The organism is Gaoshiqia sp. US2 (assembly GCF_059705485.1).
Genome location: NZ_AP048550.1, coordinates 994,420 through 1,014,180 on the forward strand (window position 1 = coordinate 994,420; position 19,761 = coordinate 1,014,180).

Consider the following 19,761-nt stretch of genomic DNA (forward strand, 5'->3'; position numbering starts at 1 on the left):
TTACAAAAATTTGAACGACATGAAAAGAATATATTATACACCCGTTTTGATTTTCCTGATGAGCTTGGTTTCGTGCAAGGACTATCTGGAAACAAAACCAACCGATTTTCTGAATCCGGGAAATTTTTATACAACCGAAGCCCAGTTGCTGGCTGCCAAGGCAAGTGCTTACAACAACCTTGGGGCAAACCAGTTGCACGGGGCATGGGCAAATTATTTGTATGACTGGCACGGGGAAGAGGGTTACATGAACAGGTTGATCATCCATCCGGGAAACTATTTTTACTCCTCATCGGAGAATTATAGTACCAGCCTTTGGGGTAACCTGTGGGATGGGATAAACCGGGCTAACGTGGTGCTGGCCAATGTGGATAAAAATCCCGAAATCAGGCAGGAGATTAGGGACGTAGTTCGTGGGGAAGTGTTGACGTTAAGGGCTTACTATTATTTCACGCTGGCGCAATATTACGGTGGCGTGCCTTTGAAAACCGAACCGACTTCTTCCGTTATCGAAGTGGATGTTCCTCGCGCGAGCCTGGAGGAAACCTACAGGCAGATTATAAAAGACCTGGAAGAGGCAGAGCCGTTGGTCCTCGGAATTGCTGACATCGGATACGGCGGACAAGTGAGCAAATCGGCGGTCCGGGGTATGTTGGCCCGTGTCAACCTGCATATGGCAGGGGCGCCGCTGAACGATAAAACCCGGTATGCTGAATCCCGGAAGTGGGCGAAAATGGTGATGGACGATGCTGAAGCCGGGCATAATTTAAATCCAAGTTACCCGGACGTATTTATCAAATTGGCCCGGGATGAATATGATATCAAGGAAAGTATCTGGGAAGTGGAATTTTGGGGCAACCGGCAGGATCAATACATTGAAACCGGGAATATCGGCGCCATCAACGGGATCAGATGCACCAACCAGCCTAACGGGACCGGTGGGGCTGAAGCCTATGTGAATATTACGTCCCGGTTTTATGATGTATTTGAACCAGGTGATAATCGAAAATGGTGGAATATTGCCCATTTCTACTATCTCGGCACTACTGCGGCGCCTGTGCCAAACGGTACCAAAAACCTGTATAATCTGCCGGCTACCCAGGAAGAAAAAAACAGGGCCCAGCGGTTCTATCCCGGAAAATGGAGAAGGGAATTCGAAGTCCTTTACCCGAAACACAGTGTAACGACACCACAAAACTACCAGATTTTGCGGTTCAGCGACATTCTGTTGATGTTTGCCGAAGCTGAAAATGAAATCAACGGCGGGCCGACTCCCGAAGCAATCGAGGCGGTTAACCGGGTCAGGAGAAGGGCCTGGTCAACCGGGGTCAAAACAATCACCGTAACCAATGGCGGTTCCGGCTATACTTCGGTCCCGGTTGTTGCTTTTTCCGAAGAAACCGGCAGCGGCGCAGCAGCCACCGCCAAAATCTCGGGTGGAAAAGTAACGACGATTACCCTAAACCGTGATTTGACCGGTATCAGGTATTTCCAGGAAGGCGATTACTCTTCAGTCCCGGTGGTTACGATTTCGGGGAGCGGCGGGACCGGTGCGGAGGCAACTGCAATCGTGTACAGCAAAGACGAGGCCGACCTGACAGCGGAACAAACCGCATCGAAAGAAAGTTTCCTTGCGCTTATCCAGGACGAACGGATGAGGGAGCTTGGTTTTGAGAAATTAAGGAAAGGCGACTTGTTGCGCTGGGGAATTTTCCTGGAGGTTTACCAGGAAATGACCAACCGTTTTGAACAGGAGAGCCCGGGGGCCCTGATCATAACAAAATTCAAAAATGCAACGGGAAGGGATTTGCTGATGCCGATCCCGGAAAAGGAAATCACCACAAACCGGGCAATGACACAAAATCCTGGTTGGAATTAATTTAACCCTTAAACGACGATTATGAAAATCAAATACTATCATATGATCTTAGGATTGCTTATTATGGCATCCTGTGAGCGGGAAATCGAAGTCGACATGCCGGATTTTGATGTCGCTACCAACTCCACCACTTACCAGGTCGGGGAACAAATTACCTTTGATATAAAAGGGGGGGATGCCCACATTATTTCATTTTATTCCGGTGAAACTTTAAAAGATTATGCTTTTAAGGAGGGACGGGTGGTTAATGTGAGCGGGGCCGGCGCTACGATGCAATTTCAAAGTAGTGTGCAATTGGGTACGCAGGCCAACCAGCTTTCGGTCATGGCGTCTTCCGATTTTAACGGCGATTACAGCAGTCTTGAAACCGTAAAAGCCGCCACCTGGAGCGATATTACCACCTGGTTTTTGTTGGGCACCAACGCAACGTTCAGAGCTTCCGGCAAAGTAGATATCTCTGACCTCATGGTTGAGGATGAACCCATCTTCATCGCGTTTAAGTATGTAACACAGCCGCAGGAAACAAACGGCCTGGTGCGCCAATGGTTTATCCAGAGCTTTGTGGTAACCAGTATTGCAACACTTGATGGTTCAGTAGCTTTAAATTTGACCGACCAGGCAGGCGCAGGTTTCCGGATCATTGATGAAAACAAAGAAAATGCCCCGGCCCGGGCCAGCGTAACAAACACCCGGGTAACGCTGTATGGCAACGAGTACTATTCTCCAAGCCATCCCAAATATGTCCCCGACAGCCCCTATAATGATCCGCTCAGCGAACATTGGGCCGTAAGCAAACCGATAAACACAACTGAAGTCGACCTTGGGCCCGACTGGGCTACCGCGATCAAGGGCGTGTCCAACCCGGAAGTTCACGTTTACCGGTACACCTACGCGAAAGCGGGGACCTATAAGGCTGTTTTCGTTGCGTCCAATAACTCAATAGATGATGAAAAGAAGGTTATCAAAGAAATAACGCTGACCATTACTGAATAGCAGTTGTAAAAAATGCTTTTTTAACGGATAGGATGCTTGTCACGGGAAAATTAACCAACGATATTTATAAAAGGATAGGCATCCGGATTTATGGAATAATTAATCTTAAATTGAAAAAAAATGGGTTACAAATTCAATCTCAACCGAGTCAACAGACAGGTTATCCAGGCGTCGTTTAGTTTCTGTCTAAGCCTGGCCGTACTAACTGCTTTCGCAAGTGGGAACCAATCGGATAAGAAAAAGGTTATTCCCGGCGCCGCTTCAAAAAATCTGGTGGTCAACGGTGATGCATCACAGGGAATAGCTAACTGGAAAAACGTTGAAACAATCCTTAAAAAGGGCGGGCCCGACAAGGCCCGGTATTTCGAGGTGGAAAACAGCGCCAGTGTCAACAGCCTGGAATTTATTCCGGTGGATGCTACCAGCCAGTACCAGCTTTCCGCCATGATCAAATCAGGCAACGAAAAAATCAACAATGTTTACGTGGGGTTGTACCAGTTTGACGAAAACAAACGCATGATCGCCTCAACGGCGGTAAGCCCGGTCGAACAAACGGAAACTACACTGGAAGCAAATGTTGCAAAAGGGGAAACAGTCGTGAAAGTCAAAAATGCCTCAAGCTGGGAACCGGTTTTCTGGGAAAAACGTTTGACAATTGCCTTCGATGTTGATGACAGCGGTGAATACAAGGACCTGCCAAACTCAAAATTTTATACGGTGGAGAAATTGGTAAAAAAGGACGGTTACTGGGAAGTAACCCTGGCTAAACCGCTTGCCTCCAACTTTAAGTCCGGGATAAAAGTACGCGCACATTTGCTGAGCGGCCAATACATGTACGTGTTTAACGCAAAAAAGAACTTTCCTGAGTGGACAAAAGTTGAAGGGATTATTGAGCCCGTGGTCAAATCAGGGGCCCCAAGGAGTACGTTCTGGCCCGGCACCAAATATGTTCAAGTGATAATCCTGGCCAACTTGGGACAAAAAGAAGGTGAAGTGCTTCAATTTACCAACATCAGCCTTGAAAAAGTAGAAACAAAATAGGTAATCATTGGAAATAGGTAGTTTTTAGAATTAGTAGTAAAGGTCAGAGAATGCCAATTACCGGAATCTCATCGCAGGGTTCTTGTGATTGGCTTCATTTCCCTTTTATTTTATTCACCCAAAATCGTCTGGACCAAAAAGAAGGACTGGATAGAAAATCAAGAATTTTATCAAATTAACTTACTGAAATGATCAGAAACCTAAAGCATATCACATTCTTCATTTTGCTGGCCTTTGCCGCCGTTTTCGGGCACATGGCAAACGCGTCGGATTATATTTATAAAGGGGTAGTCGATGTCAAAGAATTCGGCGCGGTGGGCGATGGAGTTACCGATGACACCGAGGCCATTCAAAAAGCATTGAATTATGCGTTTAAACAGCGAAAAAATATCATTGTAAATACCATGAAGGGATGGTATAATGGCAGTTCGGAGGCCGCATACCCCATGGTTGTTTTTCCTGCCGGAACTTACCTGCTTTCTAATACCTTGGTGGGATACCGCGAAATATATTTAAAGGGTGCGGGTAAGGCTATCCTGAAGCAAACCAATCCCGAAAAAGCAATTTATTACCAACACAAGGCATACCGGTCGATTATCGAGGATTTGACGTTTGAGGGCGGGCGGAGCCATATCCAGGTCTGGACCAACAACGCGGACCAGTCGAAGATGATCGTGTCGGGATGTAAATTTAAAAATTCGAGTTCTGAAGCGATCTGGTGCGATTCCTTTAAAAGGCCAATTCCGGAAGGCGGTTTTGTCAATGTCGGCCCCTATGTCGTTGAGCAGGATGCATACGGCTTTCTCACAATCATTGGCGAGGAGGACTGGTCGAATGTTGTGCACCAATACAATTCGACGATCATCAATATTTTTGACAGTGAGTTTAAAAATTGCATCCGTGCTTTCAGCATTGATACCGACGGGCTTATCGTGAAAAACTGTAAGATAGAGGCGGCTCCGGCCTGCGAGGGGGGCGTGATGTTGCTTCGCGGCAAAGTTGAGCTTAAGAACCTGACCTGTAATGCGCCCGATTCGGACCATACCCAGTATTGGATCGAAGGCAACACGGTTTTGTTGTCCTGCCGTAATTCAACGTTTAACTCAGTGAGGCCCATGAGTGTCGTTAAACTCATTAGCAAGCCTTGGTATATGGGCGGCACGCTCGTCGTGAACAACTGCCGTTTCAATAATATCTGCGGCGGCTGCACCGATCCCGGGATCATCGCATTTGACGCCCTTCCTACGGTTTTTTCTTTTCTGGAGAATGAGGACCTTTCGGGGAAAGATGTAAAAGCCGTGGGTTGGAATATACCGGCCACTGCTGAAACATTTGAGGATCAGCGGTATTTTAAGCTGTTGCCCATCGAGAGTCAGTTTCACTACATGCTGGATTATAACAGCAGCAATATCGATGTTTCGATGCCTGATGCTGCTTTGCCATACATTCGTACGGCCCCGCCCCGGCAAGCGCTGGCGGAGAAGCAAAAAAGCAATGATCCTGTTTTCACCAAAAGCTTTCCAAAGTCGTTTCCCCAGGTTTTGTATGCCGGCGATTATGGCATGAAAGCAGATGGTGTAACCGATGATGCCGATATTTTACAACGGGTACTGGATGAAGCCGGGCGTACTCCCGGAACGGCCGTCCTGCTTCCTCCAAAGAGCATAAAGATTGGCAAAACAATAAATTTACCCGCTTCGGTGACACTCATGGGCAGCGGTTTCTCGTTCCTGACCGGAAACGGTACGTTTAGCGCGTTTGCAGCCGAAGCGTATGAAAATTTGGCATTTAAAAATATCGGTTTGCGCGAATTTTCCAACGGGATGACGATGAACCCGGTTTCCGGGACAAAAAGCTCCGTCACGGTCAATAATTGCAATTTCTACGATTGCGACACAGCGCTTGTCTGCGTTGCCCCGTCGGCAACCGAAAATGCCACCCTCCAGGTGGTCAACAGCAATGTGATTAGCAAGATCTTGTTGAAATCGAATACCCTGGTGAAATTCTCAAACTTCTGGGGCCAGAATAATTTTCTAACCGACAGAAATGGCTTTTTCGAGAATTTGGCTGGCGGGACCCTGATCATTGAAAGCATGCTGGGTGTTCCCCGGGCCATGAAAGGCGATATGATCAAGGACTCGGTATGGGCACTGAACGACAGCTTAAGATGGATTGACAATTACGGCAAGATTATCAGCATTGATAGCCGGTTTGGCGGAGAGTCAGGTGGTGTTTGCGCCATTTACAACCTATCGCCGGATGCAACGATCACTTTCGAGGGTGGGTACGACCAATGTTACGATCTGTACACCCAGAAGTGCAATTCGTATTTCGTAAAAGCCCCAACGTCGGCGCTTTATTTGAATATCATGGGCATTCCCGGTGAGATTGGAAACCCTACACCGCCGGGAAGGCAGTATGTATGGAAACTGGCTCCCGGTGTAGCAGAGCCCCTGCCCGGATCAATATACATTGGAAATGTAATGATCAACCAGGATTGACGGAGTTAACGATTAATCAGCATAATAACCATTCAGAATGACAACAATCAACAGGAGGAATTTTTTAGGCAACACGGCTAAGATTGCTGCTGCCGCTACGGTTTTCCCGCTTTACTCGTTTGCGGGCGACAAAAAGCAGGCTTCTTCTTCAAAAACAAAACTTGCCATGGTGGGGACAGGCGCCCGTGGAATATACAGTTGGGGTATCCCGGTGATAGAGAATTATCACGACCAGGTTGAGATGGTGGCTTTATGCGACATCAACCCAAAACGGGCGGAAGTTGCGAAAGAAATGATGGGCATCTATGCCAAAACATATGAAGCAAAAGATTTCGATCAGATGATCCGGGATACCAAACCCGACCTGGTCATCGTTACCACAACAGACTGCTTTCACGAACAATATATTGTGCGGGCATTGGAGCTTGGTTGTGATGTCCTTTCCGAAAAGCCGCTGGCCATCAGCGCCGAACAATGCCAGCGTATTGCCGATGCGGAAAACCGGACCGGGAAGAAGGTTTACGTGGGGTTCAATGTCAGACACATGAATGAGTCGATTGAGATGAAGAAAATACTTCAATCGGGCGAACTGGGCAAGATCATAGCCATTGAATACCAGGAATGCCTCAATACCGATCACGGCGCACATTATTACCGGCGGTGGCATGGCAAGAAAAAATATTCGGGGTCCTTGTTACTGCACAAGTCTTCACACCAGTTTGATCTGGTAAACTGGCTGCTGGATGCGGAACCGGGCGACGTCCAGGCAATTGGGAAACTGGCATTTTATGGGAGCAACAATAGTTTCCGGGGACGTAATTGCCGCACCTGTCCGTTTACCTATAAATGCAAGTTTTACTGGGACATGACCAAAGACAGCAGTTCCATGAAATTGTATGCGGATTGTGAAGATGTTGACGGATATTACAGAGATGGTTGTGTATGGGACAACGAAATTGACAGTTACGATACGCAATCGGTCCATGTGAATTATAACAACGGGACTCAGCTGACCTATTCGATGAATACCTACCTGCCTTTTGAAGGGCAGTTTATTTGTTTCTCGGGTGAAAACGGGCGACTGGAAGTGCGTTTGAACCATAAACAACCTTGGGAAGTTTCTGGCGACACGGAGTTCCGTCTGACCAAGGACAGGGAAACCAGCAAGTCATGGGTTTTGAGTTCGGCAACAGGGGCACACGGGGGGGCAGACGACCGGTTACGGGATGCTATTTTTGTTCCGCAAACGCCCGACCCTTTAGGAAGCCGAGCTGGCAGCCGGGCCGGGATCATGTCCAGCCTGATCGGAATCGCAGCCCGTCAGTCAATCGAAACCGGGCAAAAGGTAAAAATTGCCGATCTGGTTGTTTTTCCAAAAACCTGGAATGGATAGAAAAAGATGGTTACCGGCAAAAGACGGAACATATAGAAAAACAACTGAAGGAAAATAGCAAGAGTGAAAAGGTAGCCTCTCTGAATATGTTCTGCAAATGGCAGGCGGCTATTTTTTGATACCGCAAGGAAGTCTTGTCTGGCACAGCCGTCATTGCATCAAAAAAATTGAATTTATTGATTCGGCAACTGTTCCAGGGGAATCCACTGTCTGATAATCAATTAAAAGAAGTAGAACTTGAATGACACGCTAAAAAAATATGGCGGTTGGAAGAGGATAAAATTCAGCCTTGGTACGGAGCCTGTTGTTATGCAGTCACATTATTAATAATAATTATAATGAAAATCGGCTTTTGCGGATATGAATATGAATTTGTAAAAATTTAAAATGTGAAAAAGAAATTAGAAATAGTGAATGGCAGTTCTTTGTCAACACGGGACACAATTATTTCCATAATGATTATTGCATTGTTGTTTTTTATTTTTGGTTTTACAACCTGGATAAATGCGATTTTAATTCCTTATTTTAAAATTTCATGTGAGCTAAATAATGCCCTGGCGTTATTGGTGGCTTTTGCCTTTTATATAGCCTATTTTGTGATGGCAATACCGGCGGCGCACTTATTAGAAAGAGTTGGTTTTAAAAGAGGGATCATGATCGGTTTCTGGGTTATGAGCGTCGGTGCCCTAATTTTTGTGCCTGCAGCTATGACCCGCACTTATTGGATTTTCCTTTTGGGACTCTTCTCGATCGGAACAGGTTTGGCCATATTGCAGCCTGCTGCCAACACCTATATCACGATAATTGGCTCGAAGGAAAGAGCGGCGCAGCGGATGAGTATTATGGGTGTATGTAATAAAACTGCCGGGATTATTGCACCGTTGATACTGGCTGCTGTCATACTCAAGCCAACTGATACCGAGCTATTCAATCAGTTGCCAATTATGGACGAATTCACAAGAAATGCTGCATTGGATAAGTTGGTTCAAAGAGTGATTGTGCCCTATTCTGCGTTGGCAATTCTCCTTTTCGGATTTGGATTGATGATTAGATATTCTATTTTGCCGGAAATAGATACCAATCATGAAAATCAAGCAATAGCCAATGCAAATTTCGGTAAAACCAGTATAATCCATTTCCCTCACCTTATTTTAGGAGGAATTGCAATATTTCTTCACGTGGGGTCGCAGGTTGTCGGAATCAACACTATAATTGGATATGCCCAATCAATAGGACTACCTTTGTTAGAGGCAAAAGTATTCCCGTCGTATATTTTAAGTGTAACCATGTTGGGGTTTTTGTCAGGTATTATTATTATTCCCAGATATATCAGCCATCTCAATATACTTCGTGTCTGCACAACATCAGCTATTGTGTTGGCTCTATTGTTTTTCATGGTGCAAGGTCAGATTACATTTCTCGGGCATACAGCTGACCTGTCCATATGGGTTCTGGTACTTTTAGGTCTTTCCAATTCATTGATGTACTCTACAATTTGGCCATTGGCGCTAAGTGAATTAGGAAGGTTTACCAAAATGGGAGGATCCATCCTGGTAATGGGATTAAGTGGAAGTGCTATTGTGCCGCTTATTTATGGGTACGTTGCTGATCTTTACAGTCCTCGCACTGCATACTGGGTACTTTTGCCATGCTATGTTTACCTGGTTTACTATGCCTATTACGGATACCGGGTCAAACGATGGTCCCTGAAAATATTAGTATATTCATTAAACAGGGGTTAAAACTTTAAATATAATTATGGATTCAGAACATACACTACTGAAGATATCTAATGCGCAAGTAATAACTCCGGTCGGCATTGTCGAGAACGGGACTGTTATTGTCAAGTCTGGTATTATAGAAATAGTTGCTGAAGGTAATTTGGATATGCCGGGAGCAACAGAGATTGATGCAAATGGTAAATATATTGCACCCGGGTTAATCGACATTCAGATTAATGGCTTTTTAGGCGTTGATTTTTCAGATCAGAATTTGACTATTGACGACATGCATAAGGCTACAAAGGCGTTGTGGAAAGAAGGTGTAACTACATTTCTCCCTACTGTAATTACCAATGATAAGACGAACCTTAAAAATAGTTTTTCAGCTCTTGCCAAGGCTCTTGATGATGAAAAGATAGGCCTGTCTATCCCTGGTTTTCATATGGAAGGGCCTTACATTTCACCAATTCAGGGGTTTAGGGGAGCACATCTTGAAAAATACATTCGGGATCCCGACTGGGTGGAGTTTTCGGACCTCCAAGAAGCAGCCCGCAACCGGATAAGGCTGATTACGGTTGCACCCGAGATGAACGGCGCTATTCCGTTTATCCGGAAATGTAAAGAAGCAGGGGTGATTGTTGCCTTGGGGCATCACAACGGGTCTGCAGATATAATAAAACAGGCCGCCGATGCCGGCGCTTCTATGTCTACACATTTGGGGAACGGTTGTGCTAACCTGATTGACCGCCATCATAATCCATTATGGCCACAGTTAGCAGAACCCCGAATTACGGCTACTATTATTACTGATGGATTTCACCTGAATCAAGAGGAAGTGCAGTGTTTTTATAAAATGAAAGGACTTGAACACATTGTACTTGTATCAGACGCGTTGGATCTGGCAGGTCTTCCTCCAGGAGAATACACACGGGTAGAGAGAGTTGTTGTGTTAACACCTGATGTAGTGAAATATCCGGCTGAAAATGTACTGGCGGGAGCAGCAAGTCCCCTTGTTGTATGTGTTTCGAATATGATGAAGTTTGTGGGATGCAACTTAGAAGACGCTATTCAGATGGCCTCGGCTAATCCTGCTAAGTCTATTAATTTGAATAATATTGGTGAAATCAGTCCTGGCAAACGCGCTGACTTGATCCTGTTTGATTTCGAAGAGGGCAGAATTTCTATTCATAAAACCATATTGGCAGGTAAGGAAGTATATTCAAAAACAAATAATTGATTAAATCTTTTATAAACAGAAAGGTATGGAAGTTGTGATTTCAAGGACCAAGCAGGAGCTTGGCGAAAAGGCTGCCGAACAGGGAGCCGGTTTAATACGTAAAGCAATCTCGGAAAAAGGATATGCAAATATTATTGTGGCTACTGGAGCATCCCAGTTCGAAATGCTTAATGAGTTGGTAAAAGAAGACATTGACTGGTCGGTGGTCCGGGCATTTCACCTGGACGAGTACATCGGTATAACGGAAAGCCACCCGGCATCGTTCCGCAAATACCTTAGAGAGCGGTTCGTCAATATCGTATCACCCCGCGAATTTATATACGTAAATGGCGAAACCAATCCCCAAAAGGAATGTTCCAGGTTGCATGAACTGATTTGTAAACACCCGATTGACGTGGCCTTTGTGGGAATCGGTGAAAATAGCCACCTGGCTTTTAACGACCCCCCTGCCGATTTTAAAACGGAAGATGCATACCTGGTGGTTAATCTGGACGAAGAATGCCGCCGTCAGCAAATGGGTGAAGGCTGGTTTGCTGCATTGAACGATGTCCCCAAGCAGGCCATTAGCATGTCGGTAAAGCAGATCATGAAATCGAAAGCCATCATCTGCAGCGTTCCCGACAAACGGAAAGCAGACGCAGTGAAAAAGACCGTTGAAGGTGTGATTTCACCTGCAATCCCGGCCTCGGTCATGCGCCAACACACGGCAACCTGGCTATACCTGGATCAGGATTCAGCTTCGCTTCTATCCTAAAAACAGAGGACCTGGTTGTTTATGCTCTCGGAGAGCCAGAAAAAAGATAGCTATAAACAAAAAAAGAGTTGAAGATGTTGAAAATAATTAAGCTTGGTTTTTGTTTTCTTTTGGTGATGGCTTCAGGCATACAACCTGGTTTTTCCCAAAAGAATACAGAAGCTGCCAATTTGCTCTTAAACCCGTATTTTGAATTCCATTCATTCACCAACCATCGCGACGGTAAGCCGGAAGTTTATTCTTCGGGCAATGTTGCGTTTTGGAATACGGAGAACTGGGGGGATATCCAGGTAACCCGCGAATCGCATGTTGCCGACTCCATACGTCCATCATTTTCTACCCATAACATGGTAGCTATTCAGCCCGGTAAAAAATTTTGGCAGTTTTTCACCTTGCCCGAAGTCGGCCTGGCACATGGAGAATACCTCAACTTGTCGGTTTTTGGCTATCAACCGGAAGGGCATATGCTCAAAGCAAAAATTAAACTGCTGAAATTGGATAGTGAGGACGGGGAATGGAGCCCCGCTGATTTTGGCATGACGGATAAACGCTCTTTCCCGAAGCATTCGCGGGGGGAGTTGGTCGTGGCAAAAGAGTATGTTGCGTCAACGGCGGGCAAAGGACGTATAACATTACAGGTTGTAGGTGCTGAAATCATTGGGAAAGTAAGTGTAGGCACCCAATCGAATTCGGGAGATATCAATACGATTGCCGTTCAAGTAGAATTTGAGAATACGGATGTTTCGGAAACAGCATGGGTTTATTCGCCAAACCTGACAAAAGTGGGTGGCGGCCTAAGCACCCTGCCTGAATGTCGCAAGATGGAGCCTGTTTATCGTTATCTTCCGAGGACGATGCAAAAACTGTGGAAAGGCGAATCGGTACATATTGTCATGATGGGTTCGAGTATCGATCGCGGCAGCGCAAACCCGCCCATGTATTTGTATGACGAGGACCCGGATTCGGGAACCTTCAAACAACCACTTGCCGAAGGGCCGTTCGATGCTGATTTGGCGGGAAGGAAAGACCTCGAAGGTTACCTGGGACAATGGCGGCATTACTTCAGCCATGCAGGGAGATTAAAACTCGAACTGATGCGTAAATTCGACCTTCCGGCAGATAAGATTTGTTTGAACTATATGGCCTGCGACGGCTCTTCGGTTGGTGAGGCGCATTCCGGCCTGGCAGAGTATTTCAGCCTTTCCCTGCCACCCGATCCCGAACTTAACGGCCAGGCCAAAGGGAAAACATGGGCGGAATTATACCCCGGCTTGTTTTCCCGGACGGAAGGACCGGCCCCCGACCTGGTCATATTTGGGAGCGGTGGAAATGAAAAAACGGACACCCCGGATGAAGTAGCGGTCTTTGAAGGCATGATTCGCTGGATACAAACCCATTACCCCAATACCGAGTTCCTTTTCGGACAGTTTATGAATTTTGGAAGTTATACGTCCAATCCCGGCGACCTCCAGGCGCTTTCCTTGCGGTACCAGATACCCTTTCTGGATTATGGCAAAGTTGGCGATGATCTGGTCCGGTGGTGCAACCAATATGCTTTTGTACCCATTGACGGTCACCCGCAGGCGGCATCACATTTCATCCGGTTCAAACAATTTGAAAAAGCTTTTGAGTGTTGGGATCCCATCGTTCCCGGTCAAGTACAGGTACGGTTACCGGAACGGGGTCATCCGAATTCGTATGGATGGGAAGGTGAAATGGTGAGTTTCGACAAAAACAGCGCCCGGATAAAAGGCAACCGGTTTATTTTTGAAGATGTTGCCATCAATTGCTGGGGAAAAGTGGACGGGGACAAACCTGTGCCGTATGTGGACGGGGTAAAGTCAACCTACGAGTCCCGCCGATCGTACCCCGAGCGTGATGTGCGAAATTCGATGTTCCGGTTTGGCCATGCCCGTCTGGGCGACAGGCATATCCTGGAGATCACCGGTGAAAACCCGGAGCTAACATATGTTGATGCAAAAATTTGTCCAAACAGGCATATACTGACTGTAGATAATCCTAACTGGAATCTGTCAAAATTAAAAGTGGAAAATTTCGAATCGGAATGGGGTGCGCCCTACGGATCGAAAAAAGTGGTCCTCAAACCGGGCCAGTCGATCGAAATAGACGTGGCTTGCACCGATGTGTCTGTGGCGTACGTTGACGGCGTCAACGGAGGCATTTTGAACGTATTCGTCAATGAAGAGCTAAAATTGTCCCAACCTACGGATCAGGCTTTTGTGGATACAGATAGCAAGGCTGGTTACCTGGAGAACCGGAAGGGGATTTTAGACCTGGGTTTCGGCTTGCACAAAGTGCGCCTGGAGGCCAATGACGCGCCGGTTGCCGTGTTGGGTATATTTACCTACGATTCACGCTCAAGTCGTGATTCGGAACGCCGAATGACAGGTATCGCCGCGGGAGGCGAGGTGGTCCGGTTTACACGGCCGTTCAAGAACAGGCCTTTGGTGATTTGCTCAGGGGGATTGTCCGTGAAGAACGGTGATGTCACAAATACCAATGTTAAATTTACCGGTACCTCCGGAACCTTTGAGATTATAGGGGAGTAAAACCTTCGTTTGTGGTGAACATAGATGGCATATTAAAATTGTGTCATTTTCGGATAAGATTGTTTTACCGTTTTGGGTTAATCCGTTGTAAAATTACATTGTGAAGTTAATTTTAAGACGTTATTAAATAATATGTTAACAAAAAATAGGAACTGATTGCCGGACTTAAAGAAGAGATGTAATCATCGATTAATGTATGTTCTTTTTAGATGAATAGGATGATTTTAATGTTACCGGGCCAAAAATCGGGTTGCACGGAACAGAGCGGGCGGCCGGCAATCATGCGAGGTGACAGGTTTTGAAACGAAGATTTAAAGACAAGCCATATGAAACAGTTGCTGATTTCTATCTTGATTTACGCACAATTTGTCGTGTCGGCACAGGACAACAACTTGTGTATGGGAGCTTTTTGGACCGAAGATCAGGCAAACAAAATCATGAAAAGCTGGGAAACCGAATGGAAAACGCAATCTGATTGGGAAAAACGTGCCGAAGTGATCCGCCGGGGACTGATCAGCGGGATGAAACTGGACCAGATGCCCGACCCGGGCAACAATTTTAGCTCGATCATCCGGAATACCCGCACCATGGATGGTTATATTGTCGAGAACGTCGCCATCGAAAGCTTTCCGGGATTCTACATCACAGGGAACCTTTACCGACCGGTCAACGCGGAGAAAAAGTGCCCCGCTATTTTGAGTCCCCACGGCCATTGGGAAGACAGGCGCATGAGCGCAGACGTTCAGATACGCTGCGCGGCTTTTGCCCGGATGGGGGCTGTGGTATTTGCGTACGACATGATCGGTTACGGGGATTCCCGGCAGGTATCGCATAAAATTCCGATCGGCCTTTTGCTTCAAACCTATAACAGTAAACGGGTCTTGGACTACCTGGTGTCACGTCCGGATGTTGATCCTGACAGGATCGGGATAACAGGCGAATCAGGCGGCGGGACCCAAACGATCATGATCACGGCTATTGACGACCGTATAAAGGTTTCCGTTCCTGTGGTTATGGTGTCGGCCCATTTTTTTGGCGGCTGTACCTGCGAAAGCGGGATGCCTGTCCACCGGGGAGAAAACTACCAGACCAATAATGTTGAAATTGCCGCGCTTTGTGCGCCGCGCCCCATGATGCTGATTTCCGACGGCGGCGACTGGACCAAAAACACACCCCGGATCGAGTTTCCGTACATCCGGAAAGTATATACGCTGTATGATGCTGAAGCCAAGCTCGATAATGTTCATTTCCCGGGCGAACGGCACGATTATGGCCCGGTAAAACGATACCCGGTCTATAACTTTTTCAGTCATTACCTGAAAATTGATGCGAACAAATTACCATATAATGACGGCTTTGATGAGCGTTTTGTAACGATTCTGCCGAAAGAAGACCTGATGATCTTTGACAGGCAGCATCCAATACCTTCCAATGCTTTGATCGGAGACGCCGAGGTGACCGGTTATTTGAGACTGAAATAGAATTTTACTGAAGGCCGCGATCTGAAAATTGTTGGTTCGGTTCAATCTGGGTGCCTTTGTGCTTGCATGAAAAATTGACAGTATAAAAATTAATTATACACATAACCAAATTATTATGAAAAGAAAATGTACTTCAAAAATCGGTCGCATCATTGCGTTGATGTTTGTTTTTTTGCTTTCGGCGGTTCACGGGTGGACCGTTAACTTATCCGGGACCTATGATGTTGGGGCATCCCAGGTCCTTAAAAACTTGAACGATGTCGCAGTACATCTCAACGGAAGTAATCTGATCGGTCATGTGATCTACGAATTAAATGCAGATTATGCCGGTGGTGAAACATTCCCGGTTGTTTTCACCTCATTCACAGGGACTTATACTGCAACAGTCAGACTGAAGGGCGGTGCAGGGGTGAAAACAACCGAGGGGGCCGATCCTGTTAACCTGATCCGTTTTGACGGGGTTGCCAATTTGATTTTTGATGGCCGTGAGGGTGGCGTAGGTACATCCATCATCGATAACAAATGGACCATTTCAAACACGAACACAACAGGCACCACCTTCACGTTTGTTAACGACTCGAAATGCAACGTGTTGCGGTATTGTAATATCCGCAGCGTGAATACATCGATTGACAGTGGTGCTATTTTGTTTAGCACGGCTTCGGTTGCCGGTAACGATACGATCACGATTGACCATTGCGCCATTTTTAACGGGGCCACCAATCCGCTCAATGCCATTTATTCTGCAGGTTCTGACATTTACACGAACAGTGGCAATATCATCTCGAACAACCACATTTACAATTTCCGGAACCTGGCTACAGGTACAACAACATCATCGTCTGGGGTTGTTTTGGAGGCAAACTCAACCGGCTGGGTAATCAGCGACAACAGCTTTTACCAGACTGAGGCTTATGAAGCTGCTTCAACGCTTGAAACCACAACCTATGGTATCAGCATTAAAGACGGGGTCAGCCACCTGGTCACCGGCAACTTTATCGGCGGCAGCGCCCCTAATTGCGGTGGCGACCCATGGACTGTGAATGGGGAAGGTGTCCCTTTGCCTGCTATCCCAGTTAAATTCAGGGGTATTTCCGTTGATTATTTGAATACAGATGTTGCGACCGCTCCATCCATTCAAAGCAATACGGTCAGCAATATTCGTTGGGGAACTTCATCCCCTGTAACAATTAGCGCAACATCGTCAGGGAAATTCTGTGGTATTGAAATCCTGAAAGGGTCTGCCAATGTCGGTACGCTTGAAGGAAATGTCATTGGCCGCATCGACAGCACCGATGACATTGTGGTAACCGGAATAGGTAAACCGGCCTGGATAACCTTTATCCATACAGGTTCAGCGAGCGGGAGTACGGTAAATATTACGAATAACACCATTTCCGGAGTAACCAATGTTGGCGCAACGACCAGCCAGGGTACATTTACTTATTGCATTTATTTAGGTTCTTCCGCTGCCTCGAATATGATCAATAATACGATCGGAAACCCGGCCGTTGCCAACAGCATCAGCGGAGGATTACCCGGAACAACAGCCGGAAGTTTTATGAGAGGGATCATGTCTGCCAGTAACGGTTATGCCACCATTCAAAACAACACACTGTCAAATTTTACATTAAGAGGTACTGGCGCATCAAATGTACTACATGGAATATATCTTCCTGGTGGAAATAACATTATAACAGAAAATACAATTAGTAATTTTACAATGGACGCAGCCAACTCAACTGACGGTGGCGGGGCTTCCGTAATTGGGATCAGAGTAGCCTCGTCAAGTGGCATATACCGGATTTGGCAAAATATGATTTCCAACTTAAGCAATACGCACGCCACTGCGGCGGTAAAGGTTTTAGGGATTAACAGTATAGCAACCGGTACGGCTATCAGCACAATTTATCGCAATTCAGTATCCGGATTAAGTGTTGTTTCGTCCAGCGCAACAGCAGCGGTGCGTGGTATTAATTTTGAAAGTGGCAAAGCCGACATACAGAATAATGTTGTTGAACTTGGGGAAGGACTAACCTTCGGCATCAGTATTACAGGGATAAATGTTACAGCAAACACTGCTGGCACCGGCGTTTATTTTAATACGGTTAAAATCAGAGGGTCAGGGGTGACCGGGGTACTGGATACCTACGCTATTCGCTGTGATGAAGCAACAAACAGCCGTACCGTTCAGAACAATATTTTCTACACCGACCGTTCGAACGCCTCGGGAACGGGAAAATATTATGCCGTTCGGGTTGCCGGCAACACCGGCCTGACCATCGACTACAACGACTATTATGCTACGGGCACAAGCGCTGTTTTTGGATTTAACGGGGCCGATGTGGCCGACCTTGCCGCATGGAAAACAAGCACAGGCCAGGATGTGAATTCCATTTCGGTGGCGCCAAACGATCCGGCCCTGATAGCCGGCCTAACCATCGCTGGCATCACGACTGATTTTAACGGTACAACCCGGGCGGCTACGCCAACGATCGGCGCCGTTGAGTTGGCCCCTTCGGTGGCAACCTGGACAGGCGCCACCAGCACCGACTGGAACACACCCTCCAACTGGAGTAGCGCTGCTGTTCCCTCGGCAACAACCGATGTGGTTATTTCAACAGGCGTGTCGCGGTATCCTGTTGTCAACCAGGTTTCCGGGTCTCCCGCTGTTTGTGCTGCACTGACTATCGAGTCAGGCGCCACCGTGACCATTGCCCCGGCTAAAGCGCTTACCGTAAACGGCTTACTGACCAACAATGGCACATCATCCGGCCTGCTCATTCAAAGCAATGCCACCGGCACCGGGTCGCTGATCGCAGGTTCTGTTTCCGGACCGGGCACAGCACAACGCTGGATGACAGCCGGCGCATGGCACATGGTTGCTTCTCCTGTACCCGGCCAACCGGTCGCCGGTTTCCTTGCTGCCAACGGTAATGTAGCTACCAACGACAGCTACAGGGGGATGATGGATTATAATTCTGCATCGAACAGTTGGAACGCCTTTTTTACTGATGGAACGGGAAATGGTAATGTGACGCCCGGTAAGGGTTTTTCGATGCGCGTTGGGGCAACAGACGCCGCTGTTACCTTCAACGGGTCGCTTCAGGCCGGGCCAACATCAGTTAGCGGCCTCACGTCCGGTTTGTGGAACTGTATCGGAAATCCGTATACTTCGGCTATCGGCATCAACGCAATGAGCGGCAGTATGGATAAATTTATCACAGCAAATGTGATCGATGAAGCGAACATTGACCCCGTATACGGCGCTGTTTATGTTTGGGACCAACCGGATGATAGCAACGAGATGCCTGGAAAATATACTGTGATTAGTAATGCATCTGCCGGATTTGAGGTTCAGCAAGGACAAGCTTTTTTCGTAAAAATGAATGCGGGGGCGTCTTCTGTCAATTTTACTCAGAAAATGCAACTTCATAAAGGTACGCTTCCTTTAAAGGCTGCCAAAGTTCCCTGGCCAACCATTAATCTCATCACCCAAGCGGGCAGTCAGTTAAGCGAAACGATTATTACATTTAACAACACCATGACTTACGGTTTAGATCCGACCTTTGATGCTGGATTATTCAAAGGAGGATCCGATTTAACAGTTTATACCTGGTTGGTGGAAGATATTGGTATCCCCTTTGCCATTCAGGCCTTACCGAATTATAGTTATAGTGCAATGATCATTCCGATTGGTGTAGATTTCAAATCGGGAGGAGAAGTAGTTTTCTCAGCCCAATTGTCCAACTTGCCGGAGGAATGTGATGTAATACTTGAAGATAGACTAAACAAAACATTCACAGACCTATCGAAAACCAGTTACGCTGTATTGCTTGAATCAAATTCGGAAATTGCTGACCGTTTCCAGCTTCATATGTCATCACTGACTACCGGATCCGGTTCGGATCAGATCCTGATTCCCGGATTTGATATGTCATTTGGAGAATTGAAAGCTTATGCTGTAAGTAACGCAGAGATTCAGGTTGCTGGTGAGGTAGGTAGGAATACTATTGCAACTCTATACGATATTCAGGGAAGAAAAATCGTAATAAAAATATTGGAAGAAGGGAACTTGAATATTATACCGACACCTTACCTAAGAACCGGAATCTATCTGTTATCTGTTCGGGATAACGAGAAAACGCAAAGGTTTAAAATACCGGTAAAAGAATAACGCTATTGTAGGAC

11 protein-coding genes are annotated in these 19,761 nt (G+C 46.6%); all 11 read left to right on the forward strand.

What is annotated here, in order from left to right; all coding sequences use genetic code 11:
* Positions 1-19 precede the first annotated feature (19 nt).
* The 11 genes from AC6H3C_RS03825 to AC6H3C_RS03875 all read left to right on the forward strand — a co-directional run bounded on the left by AC6H3C_RS03825 (position 20) and on the right by AC6H3C_RS03875 (position 19,747).
* Positions 20-1,879, forward strand: a complete 1,860-nt coding sequence (locus AC6H3C_RS03825) for a RagB/SusD family nutrient uptake outer membrane protein (protein WP_497519366.1) — start codon at positions 20-22, stop codon at positions 1,877-1,879.
* A gap of 21 nt (positions 1,880-1,900) precedes the next feature.
* Entirely contained in the window at positions 1,901-2,872 is a 972-nt protein-coding gene (locus AC6H3C_RS03830) for a DUF5017 domain-containing protein (RefSeq protein ID WP_497519367.1), read from the forward strand.
* A gap of 120 nt (positions 2,873-2,992) precedes the next feature.
* Positions 2,993-3,913, forward strand: a complete 921-nt coding sequence (locus AC6H3C_RS03835) for a hypothetical protein (protein ID WP_497519368.1) — start codon at positions 2,993-2,995, stop codon at positions 3,911-3,913.
* A 188-nt stretch (positions 3,914-4,101) separates the two neighbouring features.
* Positions 4,102-6,414, forward strand: a complete 2,313-nt coding sequence (locus AC6H3C_RS03840) for a glycosyl hydrolase family 28-related protein (protein ID WP_497519369.1) — start codon at positions 4,102-4,104, stop codon at positions 6,412-6,414.
* Positions 6,415-6,451: 37 nt separating this feature from the next.
* Positions 6,452-7,807, forward strand: a complete 1,356-nt coding sequence (locus AC6H3C_RS03845; protein WP_497519370.1) for a Gfo/Idh/MocA family protein — start codon at positions 6,452-6,454, stop codon at positions 7,805-7,807.
* Between the two features lie 389 nt (positions 7,808-8,196).
* Positions 8,197-9,549: a sugar MFS transporter gene (locus AC6H3C_RS03850; protein ID WP_497519371.1), complete on the forward strand. Its 1,353-nt coding sequence runs from the start codon at positions 8,197-8,199 to the stop codon at positions 9,547-9,549.
* 16 nt (positions 9,550-9,565) lie between these two features.
* Positions 9,566-10,765, forward strand: a complete 1,200-nt coding sequence (gene nagA, locus AC6H3C_RS03855) for an N-acetylglucosamine-6-phosphate deacetylase (RefSeq protein WP_497519372.1) — start codon at positions 9,566-9,568, stop codon at positions 10,763-10,765.
* A gap of 25 nt (positions 10,766-10,790) precedes the next feature.
* Positions 10,791-11,519, forward strand: coding sequence for a glucosamine-6-phosphate deaminase (locus AC6H3C_RS03860; protein ID WP_497519373.1), 729 nt, complete (start codon positions 10,791-10,793; stop codon positions 11,517-11,519).
* A 74-nt stretch (positions 11,520-11,593) separates the two neighbouring features.
* Positions 11,594-14,089 (forward strand): hypothetical protein, encoded by a 2,496-nt coding sequence (locus AC6H3C_RS03865; RefSeq protein ID WP_497519374.1) that lies wholly within the window; start codon positions 11,594-11,596, stop codon positions 14,087-14,089.
* A gap of 326 nt (positions 14,090-14,415) precedes the next feature.
* Positions 14,416-15,570, forward strand: coding sequence for an alpha/beta hydrolase family protein (locus AC6H3C_RS03870; protein ID WP_497519375.1), 1,155 nt, complete (start codon positions 14,416-14,418; stop codon positions 15,568-15,570).
* 115 nt (positions 15,571-15,685) lie between these two features.
* Positions 15,686-19,747 (forward strand): DUF8693 domain-containing protein, encoded by a 4,062-nt coding sequence (locus tag AC6H3C_RS03875; protein WP_497519376.1) that lies wholly within the window; start codon positions 15,686-15,688, stop codon positions 19,745-19,747.
* The last annotated feature ends 14 nt before the right edge of the window (positions 19,748-19,761 follow it).